Source organism: Streptomyces sp. NPDC054866, from assembly GCF_053610745.1.
Genome location: NZ_JBSGZA010000002.1, coordinates 760,093 through 773,839, shown reverse-complemented (window position 1 = coordinate 773,839; position 13,747 = coordinate 760,093). Strand labels below are relative to the sequence as shown.

The 13,747-nt window shown below is 71.4% G+C and carries 14 protein-coding genes; 4 read left to right on the top strand and 10 right to left on the bottom strand.

Annotated features, from left to right (window positions below):
- Positions 1-40: 40 nt before the first annotated feature.
- Both ACWGI2_RS12255 and ACWGI2_RS12250 read right to left on the bottom strand, forming a co-directional pair.
- Positions 41-163 carry a hypothetical protein gene (locus ACWGI2_RS12255; protein WP_453695129.1) on the bottom strand — a complete coding sequence of 41 codons (123 nt, stop codon included), beginning with the start codon at positions 161-163 and terminating at the stop codon, positions 41-43.
- A 191-nt stretch (positions 164-354) separates the two neighbouring features.
- On the bottom strand, positions 355-1,383 hold the full coding sequence (locus ACWGI2_RS12250; RefSeq protein ID WP_453695128.1) for a LysR family transcriptional regulator: 1,029 nt from the start codon (positions 1,381-1,383) through the stop codon (positions 355-357).
- A 57-nt stretch (positions 1,384-1,440) separates the two neighbouring features.
- Here ACWGI2_RS12250 and ACWGI2_RS12245 point away from each other — a divergent pair, with 57 nt between their 5' ends.
- Positions 1,441-2,259: an NAD(P)-dependent oxidoreductase gene (locus tag ACWGI2_RS12245; RefSeq protein ID WP_453695127.1), complete on the top strand. Its 819-nt coding sequence runs from the start codon at positions 1,441-1,443 to the stop codon at positions 2,257-2,259.
- A gap of 34 nt (positions 2,260-2,293) precedes the next feature.
- Positions 2,294-2,677, top strand: coding sequence for a RidA family protein (locus tag ACWGI2_RS12240; RefSeq protein ID WP_453395373.1), 384 nt, complete (start codon positions 2,294-2,296; stop codon positions 2,675-2,677).
- On the opposite strand, the gene ACWGI2_RS12235 is transcribed toward ACWGI2_RS12240, so the two are convergent.
- Positions 2,678-3,310, bottom strand: coding sequence for a TetR/AcrR family transcriptional regulator (locus ACWGI2_RS12235; RefSeq protein ID WP_453695126.1), 633 nt, complete (start codon positions 3,308-3,310; stop codon positions 2,678-2,680). It abuts the gene before it with no gap.
- Between the two features lie 137 nt (positions 3,311-3,447).
- Here ACWGI2_RS12235 and ACWGI2_RS12230 point away from each other — a divergent pair, with 137 nt between their 5' ends.
- Positions 3,448-5,901 (top strand): beta-glucosidase H, encoded by a 2,454-nt coding sequence (locus ACWGI2_RS12230; protein WP_453695125.1) that lies wholly within the window; start codon positions 3,448-3,450, stop codon positions 5,899-5,901.
- Between the two features lie 43 nt (positions 5,902-5,944).
- Here ACWGI2_RS12230 and ACWGI2_RS12225 read toward each other — a convergent pair whose 3' ends face one another.
- Positions 5,945-6,931: an aldose epimerase family protein gene (locus tag ACWGI2_RS12225; RefSeq protein ID WP_453695124.1), complete on the bottom strand. Its 987-nt coding sequence runs from the start codon at positions 6,929-6,931 to the stop codon at positions 5,945-5,947.
- A 31-nt stretch (positions 6,932-6,962) separates the two neighbouring features.
- On the bottom strand, positions 6,963-7,883 hold the full coding sequence (locus ACWGI2_RS12220) for an SGNH/GDSL hydrolase family protein (RefSeq protein WP_453695123.1): 921 nt from the start codon (positions 7,881-7,883) through the stop codon (positions 6,963-6,965).
- 319 nt (positions 7,884-8,202) lie between these two features.
- Here ACWGI2_RS12220 and ACWGI2_RS12215 point away from each other — a divergent pair, with 319 nt between their 5' ends.
- A complete protein-coding gene (locus tag ACWGI2_RS12215; RefSeq protein ID WP_453695122.1) occupies positions 8,203-8,697 on the top strand; it encodes a DUF3145 domain-containing protein in 495 nt (164 codons plus the stop codon).
- Between the two features lie 60 nt (positions 8,698-8,757).
- Here ACWGI2_RS12215 and fabF read toward each other — a convergent pair whose 3' ends face one another.
- From fabF to fasR, 5 genes are all read right to left on the bottom strand, one after another.
- Positions 8,758-10,020 (bottom strand): beta-ketoacyl-ACP synthase II, encoded by a 1,263-nt coding sequence (gene fabF / locus ACWGI2_RS12210; RefSeq protein WP_453695121.1) that lies wholly within the window; start codon positions 10,018-10,020, stop codon positions 8,758-8,760.
- Between the two features lie 70 nt (positions 10,021-10,090).
- Positions 10,091-10,339, bottom strand: a complete 249-nt coding sequence (locus ACWGI2_RS12205) for an acyl carrier protein (RefSeq protein WP_160504853.1) — start codon at positions 10,337-10,339, stop codon at positions 10,091-10,093.
- 99 nt (positions 10,340-10,438) lie between these two features.
- Complete coding sequence (locus ACWGI2_RS12200; RefSeq protein WP_453395367.1) at positions 10,439-11,470, bottom strand: beta-ketoacyl-ACP synthase 3; 1,032 nt, start codon at positions 11,468-11,470, stop codon at positions 10,439-10,441.
- 17 nt (positions 11,471-11,487) lie between these two features.
- The gene (locus ACWGI2_RS12195; RefSeq protein WP_453695120.1) at positions 11,488-12,435 is read right to left on the bottom strand and encodes an ACP S-malonyltransferase; all 948 of its coding nucleotides are present in this window, start codon (positions 12,433-12,435) and stop codon (positions 11,488-11,490) included.
- Positions 12,436-12,524: 89 nt separating this feature from the next.
- Positions 12,525-13,664: a fatty acid biosynthesis transcriptional regulator FasR gene (fasR, locus tag ACWGI2_RS12190; RefSeq protein WP_135330829.1), complete on the bottom strand. Its 1,140-nt coding sequence runs from the start codon at positions 13,662-13,664 to the stop codon at positions 12,525-12,527.
- Positions 13,665-13,747: the final 83 nt, after the last annotated feature.

Here is a 13,747-nt window from a genome sequence, read left to right as displayed (position 1 = left end):
TTCCGGGCAGCGGGGAAAGAGCGGGCCGACGTTGATCGAATCATGAACGCCGAACCGCACGCCCGTAGTGGTCGGCCACGGCGTGGAACGCCCCCTTCGGCTCCCAGTGCCAGCGGCCGGACGGCCCGTCCTGGGTCGTCTTCACGATGCTGTGGCTCGCCATGCCAAGGTCGCAGCTCGGCCCTGTGCGGGCCGCCGCCCTTGATCCCGGGCGGATCCCTCGTGTGGTCCACGACGTCCCGATGCCCGGCACGAACAGCACGAACTCGTAGCCCACGCTCAGGTGGACCGCCGCGCCCTGCCGTCGCCGCCCCAGTCTCGCCAGCGGCGCCCCGCCGCCTCGACCGCCGTCGTCTACGCCGTGGGCGACCCTGGTAGGAAAGTGCCGCCCCCCAAGCTCACTTGAGTAGCGCGCAGCGCCTCCAGGAACGGCTCCACCGCCGGTGGAGCCACCCGGCCCCGAGCGGTCGCCGCGTACACGGTGCGCGGGGGAGCGTCCTCGTCGTGCACCGGGACCAGGGTGATGTCAGGGCGGACGGACTCGGCGGCGAGGGCGGGCACGAGGGTGACGCCGAGGCCCGCGGCCACGTAACCCTGCTTGGCGGTCCACTCGGCGACGACATGAGCGACCCGTGGGCGGAAGCCGTGCCGGTGCGCCTCCTCCAGGAGTGTCCCCTCGGCGTGCGCGCTGCCGGATATCCAGTCCTCCCCGGCGAGTTGGGCCAGACGTACGGAGTCGTGGCCCGCCAGGGGGTGGGCCGGGGGGACGGCGACGTACAGCCCCTCGTCCAGGATGTGATGCAGCTCGTACGCGTCCATGTCGCCGCTCAGCGCGCCGCCCGTCGAGGAGACGATCGCGAGGTCGAGGCCGCCGTCCCCGAGGCGGGCGAGAAGAACCGGCGTCAGACCCTCCTCACGGGAGAGCGTCACGCCGGGATGCCGGGCACGGAACGCCGCGATGGCCCGCGGCACGAGCGCCGCGTCGGCCGTCGCGAACGCCCCGAAACGCAGGGTCCCGCCGGTCAGGTCGCGCAGGGACGCCAACTCCCGCTGCATGGCGCGCAGTCGGGCCACCGTCTCCTCGGCGTGCGGCAGCAGCGTACGGCCGTGCGCGGTCAGGCGTACGCCCCGCGGCAGCCGGTCGAAGAGCGGGTCGCCGCCGAGGGCCGCCTCCAGCGAGGAGATCTGCCGCGAGACGGCGGACTGCGTCCAGCCGAGGTCGCGGGCGGCCACGGTGAAGGACCCGTGCCGCGCGACGTCCAGGAAGACGCGGAGCCAGACGGTGGAGAGGTCGGGCGGTGAGGGCTGGGCCTGGATCGCCTGGGCCTGGGCGGCCTGGGTCTGGGCGGTCTGGGCCATCCGTGCGGCATGCGGAATCGGCATGGCTCGCATGCTAGACATTCGCTTGTCGCATCGATTGCCCGGCCCTAGCGTCGGGGCATGGAAAAGATCGCGTTTCTTGGCCTCGGACACATGGGCGCGCCGATGGCCCGCCAACTCCTCGCGGCAGGGCTCCCGTTGACTGTCTGGAACCGGACCGCGGGGAAGGCGGAGCCGCTGGTGGAGGCGGGAGCCCGGCTCGCCGCCGACCCCGCGGAAGCCGTGCGTGACGCCGATGTCGTCATCACCATGCTGGCGGGCCCCGACGCGGTGCGTGCCGTCGCCGACGCCATCGTGCCGGAGCTGCGGGCAGGCTCCCACTGGGTGGAGATGTCCACCGTGGGGCCCGATGTCGTACGGGAGTTGGGGGCGAGGGTGCCGGTCGGCGTGACCCTCGTCGACGCGCCCGTCATGGGGAGCACGGACAAGGCCGCGTCGGGGCGGCTCGGCATTCTCGCGGGGGGCGACGCGGACGGCGTCGAGCGGATTCTCGCCTGCTTCGGCCCGGTGACCCGGACGGGACCGCTCGGTTCGGGCGCGGCGCTGAAGCTCGTCGTCAACACCGCCGTCATCGGAGGCGTGGCCCTCGTGGCGGAGGCGATGAAGCTGGCGGACGCTCTGGGCCTTGACGAGGAGACGGCCAGGGAGGCGCTGGCCGGAGGTCCGCTCGGGGGCGCGGTGGGCCGCGCCTTCGTCACTGATGTGCATTTCGGCAGCGACCTCGCGGTGAAGGACGTCGCGCTCGCGACCGTAGTGACTCAACTCCCCGCCATGGAAGCCGTATTGGCCCACTACGAGGCTGCCGCCGCCGACCCGGATGTCGTCCACGAGGACATCGCGCGGGCGGTCACCCACATCCGTTCCCGGAACACCCAGTAGCAGACCCGACTCGAACAGGAGCAGCAGCCGCACCATGAACATAACCATCGACAACCCCGCGTCGGCGCCCCAGCCCCTGGGCCCCTACTCCCAGGTCGCCCGCGTCGAACTGGACGGCGGGGGCGCCCTGTTGTACCTCTCGGGACAGATCGCGGAGGGCGACGGCACCGCCGCCCAGAGCCGCGGCATCTTCGAGACCCTGTCCGCCCTGCTCAAGGCGCACGGCGCGACGCTCGACGACGTCATCAACATCCGTACGTTCATGACGGACCTCGGCGACCTCCCCGAATACGCCGCCGTGCGTGCTCGGTTCCTGACCGCGACGCCGCCCACCAGCACGACGGTCGAGGTGCCCCGGCTCTTCAGGCCGGAGGCGCTCATCGAGATCGACGTCGTGGCGGCCGTGACGGCCGCGTGATCACTGGCTGTCGGCGCCGCCGCCCAGCAGACCCAGGAAATCCCTGAACGCCCCCGCCATGTCCACCGATTCGGGGTCCAGGAGCCACTGGTACTGAAGCCCGTCCATCACCGCGACGAGGAGCGGCGCCGCCGCCTCCGGGGTGAGACCTCCGGGAAGCCGCTCGCCGTACTCCGCGCGCAGGACCGCCGCGAACTTCTCCCGCACCGATCCGTATCGCTCGGTGAAGTACTCCCGTGTCGGATGCCCGTCCGTGACGCTCTCGCCGAGCAGTGCGGAGAAGGTCTGGATGATGCCGGGGCGCATCGCGTTGTACTCGACGAGCGAGCCGAGCAGATCGAGGCGGATCTCGTTCGTCGGCACCGCGTCCCACTGGTCGCGGGCCTCCAGGACGGCGACGAGCAGGGCGTCCTTCGTGGGGAAGTAGTGCAGCAGGCCCTGCTGGGTCAGGCCGACCCGCTCGGCGACGGCGCCCAGGCTCGCGCCGCGGTAGCCGCGCTCGGCGATCACCTCAAGGGCGGCCCGCAGGATCTCCGCACGCCGCTCCTCACTCCTGGCCCTGATCGCCATCGTGTCCATCCCTCCACGTTCTCGGCCCTGCTCGGTCCTGCTCGCGGGACGACCGTACGTCATGTTCCCTAAAATATAACGCTCGGATTACGAAAACTACCGACCTACAGGTAGTCGAGGCAGGATGGAGGGAACGCACGGAACGGACTTCACGCGGACTTCACACGGACTTCGACGGACTACAACGAGGAGGCACCGCCATGGCGGGAACCCAGGGCCCCGGAGCCACGCAGGCCGACCAGGCGCGCGAGGCGGTCGTGGAGGCCGCGCTCGCCGCGCTGGATCTGGACGCCAAGGCCCGGCTGCTCGGCGGGCGTGACATGTGGTCGCTGCACCCGCTGCCCGAGATCGGCCTGGCCTCCCTCGTGATGTCGGACGGCCCGATCGGCGTGCGCGGCACCCGCTGGACCGCCGACGACCCGTCCATCGCCCTGCCGTCCCCGACCGCGCTCGCCGCCACCTGGGACCAGGACCTCGCCCGCCGCGCGGGCACCCTCCTCGCCCAGGAGGCGCGCCGCAAGGGCGTCCACGTCCTCCTCGCGCCCACCGTCAACCTGCACCGCTCACCGCTGGGCGGCCGGCACTTCGAGGCGTACAGCGAAGACCCGTACCTGACCGGCGTGATCGGCACCGGCTACGTCCAGGGCGTGCAGTCGGGCGGCGTCGGCACGACCGTCAAGCACTTCGTCGCGAACGACGCCGAGACCGACCGCTTCACCGTCGACAACAAGGTGGGCGCGCGCGCCCTGCGCGAGCTGTATCTCGCGCCCTTCGAGGCCATCGTCGCCAATGCCCACCCCTGGGGCATCATGACCGCGTACAACCAGGTCAACGGCTCGACGATGACCGAGCACCGCTATCTGGTCAACGAAGTCCTGCGCGGGGAGTGGGGCTTCGACGGCTACAACGTCTCCGACTGGATGGCCGCCCGCTCGACCACCGGCGCCATCGAGGGCGGCCTCGACGTCGCCATGCCGGGACCGCGGACCGTGTACGGCGACGCCCTCGCCGATGCGGTGCGCGGCGGCCGGGTGAAGGAGTCGACGGTCGACGAGGCCGTGCGGGGCGTCCTGCGTCTGGCCGCCCGCGTCGGCATCCTCGAAGGCGCCGAACCCGTGGTCACCGACGTGCCCGCCGAGATCGACGGCGAGGCGCTCGCCCGCGAGATCGCCCGCCGCGCCTTCGTCCTCGTGCGCAACGAGAACAGCACCCTGCCGCTCAGGCCGACCGCCTCCGTCGCCCTCATCGGCGCCGCGGCGCGCGACGCCCGTGTCCTGGGCGGCGGCTCCGCCACCGTCTTCCCCCCGCGCGTGATCTCTCCGCTCGACGGCCTGACGGCGGCGCTCGGCGACGACTGCCTGACGTACGCCGTCGGCGCCGACCCGAGCGACGAACTCGCCCCCGCCGACAAGGGGTTCGAGCTGCGCGCCATCTGCCGCGACGCCGAGGGCAACGTCCTGGGCGAGGGCAGCCTCCCCTCCGGCCAGGTTCAGTGGATCGGCGACGACCTGCCCGACGGAGTCACCCACGAGACGATGGCCTCCATCGAGGTCCTCGGCACGTTCACGCCGCGCGAGAGCGGCGAGCACTCCTTCGGCACGCGCGGTCTCGGCGCCTTCACGCTCACGATCGACGGCGAGGTCGTCTTCGACGGGACCGAGGTGATGGGCGCCGCGTCCGACCCCTTCGAGGCGTTCTTCGGCTCACCGGTCGAGCGCGCCAAGGTGAGCCTGACGGCGGGCGAGAGCGTCGAGGTCTCCCTGCTCCACCCGCTCGACAAGGAGTACAAGGCTCCGCTGCCCGGAGTGGTGTTCTCCTTCGTGCACCTCGGCCCGCGGCGCGACCCCGACGAGCTGATCGCTCGGGCCGTGGAGGCGGCGCGGGGAGCCGACACGGCGGTCGTGGTCGTCGCCACCACCGAGCGCGTCGAGTCCGAGGGCTTCGACCGGCAGGACCTGCGCCTCCCGGGCCGCCAGGACGACCTGGTGCGCGCGGTGGCCGCGGTCAACCCCCGCACGGTCGTGGTCGTCAACTCCGGCTCCCCGGTGGAACTTCCGTGGCGCGATGACGTCGCGGCGGTGCTGCTCGGCTGGTTCCCGGGCCAGGAGGGCGGCGCCGCGCTCGCCGACGTGCTGCTCGGCGCCCAGGAGCCGGGCGGGCGGCTGCCCACCACGTGGGGCGCCCTCGCGGACGCCCCGGTCACCCAGGTCACCCCGGCCGACGGCGAACTCGCCTACTCCGAGGGCGTGTTCATCGGATACCGAGCCTGGGAGAAGACCGGCGCCACCCCCGCGTACGCCTTCGGCCACGGCCTCGGCTACACCGACTGGACGTACGAGTCCCTGACCGTGGAGGGCACGACGGCCACGGTCCGCGTCCGCAACTCCGGCCCGCGCGCGGGTCGCGAGGTCGTCCAGGTCTACCTCGCCCCGACCACGCAGGACGACAACCGCCCGGCCCGCTGGCTCGCGGGCTTCGCGGGCGCCGAAGCTGCCCCCGGCGAGAGCGTGGAGGTGCGCATCGAACTCCCGCGCCGCGCCTTCGAGATCTGGGACGACGACGCCAACTCCTGGGCGCACCAAGGAGGTTCGTACGAGATCCAGGCGGGCCGCTCCCTCGCCGACCGCAGGCTGAGCGAGACGGTCGTCGTCTGACCTCAGCGAACCGAGAAGGCTCTCAGTGAACCGAGAGGCCCTCTCAGCGAACCGAGAAGCCGTACACCGTCTCCGACTCGTACACCCCACCCGGCCGCAGCTCCGTGCTCGGAAACTCCGGCCGGTTGGGGGAGTCGGGGAAGTGCTGCGTCTCCAGGGCGACCCCGTCCCCGGGCGCGAACGGCAGCCGCTCCTCGAAGTGATCGGCCGTGTACAGCTGAAGGCCCGGCTCCGTCGTCGCCACGGTCAGCACGCGCCCGGACGCCGGATCGCTCAGCTCCGCCACCTCGACCGGCCGCGCGGTGAGCCCCTTGTCGAGCACGTAGTTGTGGTCGATCCCGGCCCCGACCTTCCGCGCGTCCCGGAAGTCGAAGCGCGTCCCGTCGACGTCCTCGTACGCCCCCGTGGGAATCTGCGCCCCGTCCGTCGGCGTGATGCGCGCCGCCGCGATCCGCAGCTCGTGCCCGCCCGCGCCGCCGCTCCCGGCCCCCGCGAGATTCCAGTACGTGTGGTTGGTGAGGTTCACGAGCGTCGGGGCGTCGGTCGTCGCCTCGTACGCGATCCGCAGCGCGCCCGCCTCGTCCAGCGAGTACGTCGCCGACACCGCCAGCCGCCCGGGATAGCCCTCCTCGCCGTCCGGGCTCACCCGCGAGAGCCGCACCCCGTGCTCGACCTCCGCCGCCTCCCACACCCGCTTGTCGAAACCGGCGGTGCCGCCGTGCAGCGCGTTGGGCCCGTCGTTCCGCGCCAAGCGGTACGTCCGGCCGTCGAGCGCGAACTCGCCGCCCGCGACCCGGTTCGCGTACCGGCCCACCAGCGCCCCGAAGTACGGCCCGGGGTGGTCGAGGTAGCCCTGGAGACCGTCGAAGCCGAGAGCCACCGGCCCGCACCGCCCCGACCGGTCCGGAACTTCCGCCGACTGGATGATCCCGCCGTACGTCAGGACGCGTACCCGCACCCCGCCCCTTTCCAGGGTCCAGCGATGGACGGGCGTGCCGTCGGGGAGCGTCCCGAAGAGTTCACTGCGCATGATCGCGACCCTACGCCGGGCCGCGCGGCTCTCAGGTGCCAGGATCCTTGGCATTCTTGGACTTCACCTGGCGGTAGGCCAGCTCGGCGAGGCGCGACTGGCCGTCCTTGCTGGGGTGGAACCAGTCCCAGGGGCTCAACTGGTCGCCGTCGAAGCGGTACTCGAAGACCGCCCCGCCGTCGTACCGGCAGCGCAGATCCTTCGCGCACACCTCCTTGAGCACGTCGTTGTACGCGACCACGCGGCTCTGCACGGTGGCCCGCCGCTGCGTCGCCGCCGCGTCCCGCGCGTCCGGGTCGGCCAGCATCGAGGCGCAGATGCCCAGCTTCCAGATCTGCTTGCCGAGCGCGTTGGTGCGCCCCTGGGACCAGAGCCGCTTCAGATCCGGCACGGACGTCACGTACACCTGCGTCTTGGGGAGCTCGCGCCGCAGCGTGCGCATCGCCTCCTCGAAGTCCGCGCGGAACTCGGCGACCGGCGTCATGGAATCCACCGAGGGACGGCACGCGTCGTTCGCGCCCGCCATCACCGTGATCAGCTCGGGGCGCTTGAGCGTGGCCTGCTCCATCTGCCCGGGCAGATCCGCCATGCGGGCGCCGGTCTTCGCGTAGTTCCAGCTGTGCTCGGCGGCCCGCTCCTTGCCGAAGAGTCGGGTGGCGAGGCTGCGCACCTCGGAGTCCGTGCCGGTCGCCCAGGACGCCTCGGGGCAGTCGGCGAGCACCGAGCAGGCGTCGAAGCCGCGGGTGATGGAGTCGCCGACGGCCGCCAGGGAGTCCGGATTGGTGTCCCAGGTCGGGGTGGGCTTGGGGGACGGCTTGTCGCGCGCGGACGGCCCATTGGGCGCGGGGGAGTTGCCGCCCGAGGCGTCGCACGCCGTGAGCGCGGTGGCGCCGAGAAGAACCGCCGTCGCGGCGGCGACGGCGGCACGTGAGCGGTGCCTTCGGTTCCGCATCCCCAGGTCCCCTCTGTTGCCGTACGCCGGTCTGTTGCCGTGGGCCATTGCGCTGCCCTAGGCCGACCGCGCCGTTTCGGCGCCCCTGCGAGTGAATGGTGGGCGATTCCTGGCCTCGGGACCGACGGTACGTCACACTCCTTGTTCCGCCGCACGGTAGCCTCGCCACCCAGTGGCACCCTGCTCTTCCGGTTCCGCTAAATTACATCACGTCACATCTGTCCCGTTTTCGGGAGTTTCCCGAATTCAGGGCGACAACGCTCGGCACGGGCGCGAGGCCGCTGGGGAAGGCGAACCTCGACCCACACTGGAGGTCCCGGTGACGACACGTGGAGTTCTGTACGTGCACTCCGCACCGCGCGCGCTGTGTCCGCACGTCGAATGGGCAGTCGCGGGCGTACTCGGCGCGCGCGTCAACCTCGACTGGATCAGGCAGCCCGCGGCGCCCGGCAGCTGGAGATCGGAGTTCTCCTGGCGTGGCTCGGTGGGCACCGCGTCCAAACTCGCCTCCGCCCTGCGCGGCTGGCAGCTGCTGCGCTTCGAGGTCACGTCCGAGCCGTGCTCCACGGCCGAGGGCGAGCGGTACAGCGCCACGCCCGAACTCGGGATCTTCCACGCGGTCACCGGCATCCACGGCGACATCCTGATCCCGGAGGACCGCCTGCGCGCCGCCCTGGCCCGCTCCCAGGCCGGCGAGAGCAACCTGGAGGCCGAGCTCGCCAAGCTGCTCGGCAAGCCCTGGGACGACGAGCTCGAACCTTTCCGGTACGCGGGTGAGGGCGCTCCGGTGCGGTGGCTGCACCAAGTCGTGTGACGCGTGCGCGAAGGGGCCCCCACCAGACGGTGGGGGCCCCTTCGGCTACGTACGACCGGGTCAGACGGTCCGGAACGCGAGCACCACGTTGTGGCCGCCGAAGCCGAACGAGTCGTTCAGCGCCGCGATCCTGCCCTCGGGCAGCGCGCGGGCCTCGTCGCGGATGACGTCCGCGTCGACCTCGGGGTCGAGGTTCTCGATGTTGATCGTCGGCGGTGCCATGCGGTTCTTCAGCGCGAGGACCGTGGCCACGGTCTCCACGCCGCCCGCGCCACCGAGCAGGTGACCGGTCATCGACTTCGTGCTGGCGATCGCCATGTGGTCGACGTCGTCGCCGAACGCCTTGCGCAGCGCCTTGATCTCCGCGACGTCACCCTGCGGCGTCGAGGTCGCGTGCGCGTTCACGTGCACGATCTCGGCGGGCTTGAGGTCCGTCGTGTCGATCAGGTTCTGCAGGGCCGCGGCGATGCCGTTGCCGGACGGCTCGGGCTGCGTGATGTGGTGGGCGTCGGCCGAGATGCCCTGGCCGACGGCCTCTGCGTAGATCTTCGCGCCGCGGGCCTTGGCGTGCTCCTCGGACTCGAGGACGATCACGCCGGCGCCCTCGCCGAGCACGAAGCCGTTGCGGTCGACGTCGTAGGGGCGCGAGGCGCCCGCCGGGTCGTCGTTGTTCTTGGACATCGCCATCATGTTGCCGAACGCGACGATCGGCAGCGGGTGGATCGCCGCCTCCGTGCCACCCGCGACGACGACGTCGGCGCGGCCGGTGCGGATCATCTCGATCGCGTAGCCGATGGCCTCGGCGCCCGACGCGCACGCCGAAACGGGGGTGTGGACACCCGCGTGGGCGCCCAGCTCGATGCCGACGTTGGCCGCCGGGGAGTTGGGCATCAGCATCGGCACGGTGTGCGGGGAGACGCGGCGTACGCCCTTCTCCTTGAGCACGTCGTACTGGTCGAGCAGGGTGGTCACGCCGCCGATGCCGGAGGCGATGACCGCGCCCAGGCGGTGCGGGTCCACGGAGGTGTCCTCGCCCGCCTTCGCGGTGTAGCCCGCGTCGGCCCAGGCCTCCTTGGCGGCGATCAGCGCGAACTGCGCCGAACGGTCCAGCTTGCGGGCCTGCGGGCGCGGAAGGATCTCGCCGGGCTCGACGGCGATCTGGCCCGCGATGCGGACCGGAAGCTCGGCCGCCCAGTCCTGCTCGAGAAGACTGACACCGGAACGGCCCGCGAGCAGACCTTCCCAGGTCGAGGCTGCGTCGCCACCCAGCGGTGTGGTTGCGCCGATACCGGTGACGACCACGGTGCGATTGGTCGAGTTCACAGGAAATTTCTCCACGGTGTTGAGGGGATCAGCGGCGCCACCGCCGGGTGGCGACAGCAGAGCAGCCTTATCAGGCCTGGTGCTTGAGGATGTAGCTGGTCGCGTCGCCGACCGTCTTGAGGTTCTTGACGTCGTCGTCCGGGATCTTGACGTCGAAGCGCTCTTCGGCGGCGACGACGACCTCGACCATGGACAGCGAGTCGACGTCCAGGTCGTCGGTGAAGGACTTGTCCAGCTGGACGTCCTCGACCGGGATGCCGGCGATCTCGTTCACGATCTCGGCGAGACCGGCGACGATCTCTTCCTGAGTGGCGGCCATGTTGGCGCTCCTTCTATGTATCCAGAGGGTGTGGCGCCCGCCGCGGCAGCGGCAGGTTGGTTTTACAGCCGTACGGATCGGATGATCCGGACGTGATGCCTAGGGGAGGGTAACGACCGTGGCGGCGTACACGAGACCCGCCCCGAAGCCGATGACGAGCGCGGTGTCGCCGCTCTTCGCCTCGCCGGTCGCCAGAAGCCGCTCCATCGCGAGCGGAATCGAGGCTGCCGACGTGTTGCCGGTGGTGCGCACGTCACGGGCGACCGTGACGTGTTCCGGCAGCTTCAGAGTCTTCACCATCGAGTCGATGATCCGCTCGTTGGCTTGGTGCGGGATGAAGACATCCAGCTCGTCCGCGGTGATTCCGGCCGCGTCCAGCGCCTGCTGGGCGACCTTCGCCATCTCGAACACGGCCCAGCGGAAGACCGCCTGGCCCTCCTGCGTGATCGCAGGGAACTTGATTTTGCCCGCACTGTCGAGCGGCAGCTTCGAGACATCGCCGATGTGGAGGTCGTTCCACGCCACGGTCTGCTTGATGGTCTCGGACTTGTCGCCCTCGCTGCCCCAGACGGTGGGGCCGATCTGCGGTTCCTTGGCCGGACCGACGATCACGGCGCCCGCGCCGTCACCGAACAGGAAGGCCGTCGCGCGGTCCTCCAGGTCCGTCAGGTCGCTCAGCCGCTCGACGCCGATGACCAGGACGTACTCCGCGGAACCGTCGGTGATCATGCCCTTGGCGAGCGTCAGGCCGTAGCCGAAGCCCGCGCAGCCCGCGGAGATGTCGAAGGCGGCGGGCTTGCCCGCGCCGATCTTGTCCGCGATCTCGGTCGCGATGGCCGGGGTCTGCTTGAAGTGCGAGACGGTCGAGACGACGACCGCGCCGATCTGCTCCGGGGCGATGCCCGCGTCGGCGATCGCCTTGCCGGAGGCCTCGACGGACATCGCGGCCACGGTCTCCTCGTCGGAGGCCCAGTGGCGGGTCGCGATGCCGGAGCGGGAGCGGATCCACTCGTCGGAGGAGTCGATCGTCTCGAGGATCACCTCGTTGGGCACGACACGGGTCGGGCGGTAGCCGCCGACACCCATGATGCGCGCGTACGGGGCGCCCTTACTGGGCTTGATCTTCGACATGCTCTCCTGGCTCCTTCTCAGGCACCCGCCGCGTCGGCGGCGGATGCGGTGTCGGCGATGAGCTCAGATGCGGCGTCGAGGTCGTCGGGTGTCTTCAGGGCCACCGTCCGCACGCCGGGCAGGGCGCGCTTGGCGAGACCGGTCAGTGTGCCGCCGGGGCACAGCTCGATCATCGCCGAGGCACCCAGGTCCTTGAACGTCTCCATGCACAGGTCCCAGCGCACGGGGTTGGCCACCTGGCCGACCAGGCGGGACAGGACGTCCGCGCCGGTCGCCACGGCCTGGCCGTCGCGGTTCGAGACGTACGTCAGCTTCGGGTCGGCCGGGTCGAGGGCCTTGGCGGCCTCCTCCAGCGTGGCGACCGCGGGTGCCATGTGGTGCGTGTGGAACGCGCCCGCCACCTTCAACGGTACGACGCGGCGGACGCCTTCGGGCTTGTCCTCGGCGAGCGCCGCGATCTGCTCCGCGGTGCCCGCGGCGACGATCTGGCCCGCGCCGTTCACGTTCGCCGGCGTCAGGCCGAGCTTCTCCAGGTGCGGGACGGTGACCTCGGGGTCGCCGCCGAGCAGCGCCGCCATGCCGGTCTCCGTGACCGCGGCGGCGTCGGCCATGGCCAGACCCCGGGTGCGCACGAGACGGAGCGCGGCTTCATCGCTGAGCACACCCGCGAAGGCGGCGGCGGTGATCTCACCGACGCTGTGCCCCGCGACCGCGCCGGGCTTGTTCGCGGCGAGGGCGTCACTGAGTGCCTCGGCGGAGAGCAGACCGGCGGCCACGAGCAGCGGCTGGGCCACGGCGGTGTCGCGGATCGCGTCCGCGTCGGCCTGCGTGCCGTAGTGGGCAAGGTCGAGCCCGATGGCGTCCGACCACGCGCCGATGCGGTCGGCCGCACCGGGGAGGTCGAGCCAGGGGGTCAGGAAGCCGGGCGTCTGAGCGCCTTGGCCGGGAGCGACGAGTACGAGCACTCTCACACTCTCTCTTGTGGACGGTACAAGCCGCCCGTGGGGACAGGGACGAAGAACCGGTGGGGGAATTGTAGGGGCCCGACAAAATCCTACGGTTGGAGATCTCCGTCGGCCAGACGCCCCAGGATCAGCGCGATCCGCAGCGTGAATGCGGAGCGTACGTCCGATGGCGACCAGCCGGTGACGTCTGTCACACGTCGCAGCCGGTAGCGCACGGTATTGGGGTGAACGAAGAGCATCCGGGCCGCGCCTTCGAGACTGCTGGCCTGTTCCAGATAGACGCTGAGCGTCTCCAGGAGCGCGGAGCCCGCTTCCTCCAGTGGTCTGTAGATCTCCTCCACCAACTGCTCGCGCGCGGCGGGATCGCTCGCGATCGCGCGCTCCGGCAGGAGATCGTCCGCCAGGACGGGACGCGGGGCGTCCTGCCAGGCGGCGCAGGCCTTGAGCCCGGCGGCCGCGGCCTGCGCGGACCGGGTGGCGGCCAGCAGGTCGGGGACGATGGGGCCGGCGACGACGGGCCCTGCCGCGTACGGACCGATCAGGCCCTTGGCGACATGCAGCGGATTGTCGCTGCCGCCCGCGATGACGACAAGACGGTCGCCGAGCACACCGGTCAGGACCTGGAGCTTGGCGTGCCGTGCGGCGCGGCGGATGGCTTCGACGGTGAGCTCGCTGTCGCCGTCGGGCGCGGTGCCGAGGACGACACAGACGTGCTCGGGGGAGTTCCAGCCGAGCGCGGCGGCGCGGGACACGGCCCCTTCGTCGGCCTCCCCGGAGAGCACGGCGTTCACGACCAGCGACTCCAGGCGGGCGTCCCAGGCACCGCGTGCCTCGGCGGCCTGCGCATAGACCTGCGCCGTGGCGAAGGCGATCTCGCGTGCGTACACGAGGAGCGCCTCGCGGAGGATGGACTCGTCGCCCGGCGCCGCGATCTCGTCGACCGCGGACTCCATCACCTCGATCGTCGTACGCACCATCTCCACGGTCTGGCGCAGGGTGATCGCCCTGGTCAGCTCGCGCGGGGCGGTGCCGAAGACGTCGGTCGAGATGGCCTGGGGGGCGTCGGGATGCCGGAACCACTCGGTGAACGCGGCGATACCGGCCTGGGCGACCAGACCGATCCACGACCGGTTCTCGGGGGGCATCGCCCGGTACCAGGACAGCGTCTCGTCCATGCGCGCGATGGCCTGCGCGGCGAGGCTGCCGGATGACTGCTCCAGGCGCTTCAGCGTGGCTGAGTGCGCGTGAGCCTTCCGGTGCGCGTCCTGCCGGGCGGCTTCCTCGTGGCGCGCGGCTTCCTCGTGGGCTGCCT

Bases quoted from the DNA above. Each gene is read 5' to 3' on its own strand.
- ACWGI2_RS12235 (WP_453695126.1), bottom strand. From the start codon at position 3,310: ATGACGTACGGTCGTCCCGCGAGCAGGACCGAGCAGGGCCGAGAACGT.
- ACWGI2_RS12240 (WP_453395373.1), top strand. From the start codon at position 2,294: ATGAACATAACCATCGACAACCCCGCGTCGGCGCCCCAGCCCCTGGGC.
- ACWGI2_RS12200 (WP_453395367.1), bottom strand. From the start codon at position 11,470: ATGTCGAAGATCAAGCCCAGTAAGGGCGCCCCGTACGCGCGCATCATG.
- ACWGI2_RS12225 (WP_453695124.1), bottom strand. From the start codon at position 6,931: ATGCGCAGTGAACTCTTCGGGACGCTCCCCGACGGCACGCCCGTCCAT.
- ACWGI2_RS12250 (WP_453695128.1), bottom strand. From the start codon at position 1,383: ATGCCGATTCCGCATGCCGCACGGATGGCCCAGACCGCCCAGACCCAG.
- ACWGI2_RS12245 (WP_453695127.1), top strand. From the start codon at position 1,441: ATGGAAAAGATCGCGTTTCTTGGCCTCGGACACATGGGCGCGCCGATG.
- ACWGI2_RS12205 (WP_160504853.1), bottom strand. From the start codon at position 10,339: ATGGCCGCCACTCAGGAAGAGATCGTCGCCGGTCTCGCCGAGATCGTG.
- ACWGI2_RS12230 (WP_453695125.1), top strand. From the start codon at position 3,448: ATGGCGGGAACCCAGGGCCCCGGAGCCACGCAGGCCGACCAGGCGCGC.
- ACWGI2_RS12220 (WP_453695123.1), bottom strand. From the start codon at position 7,883: ATGCGGAACCGAAGGCACCGCTCACGTGCCGCCGTCGCCGCCGCGACG.
- ACWGI2_RS12255 (WP_453695129.1), bottom strand. From the start codon at position 163: ATGGCGAGCCACAGCATCGTGAAGACGACCCAGGACGGGCCGTCCGGC.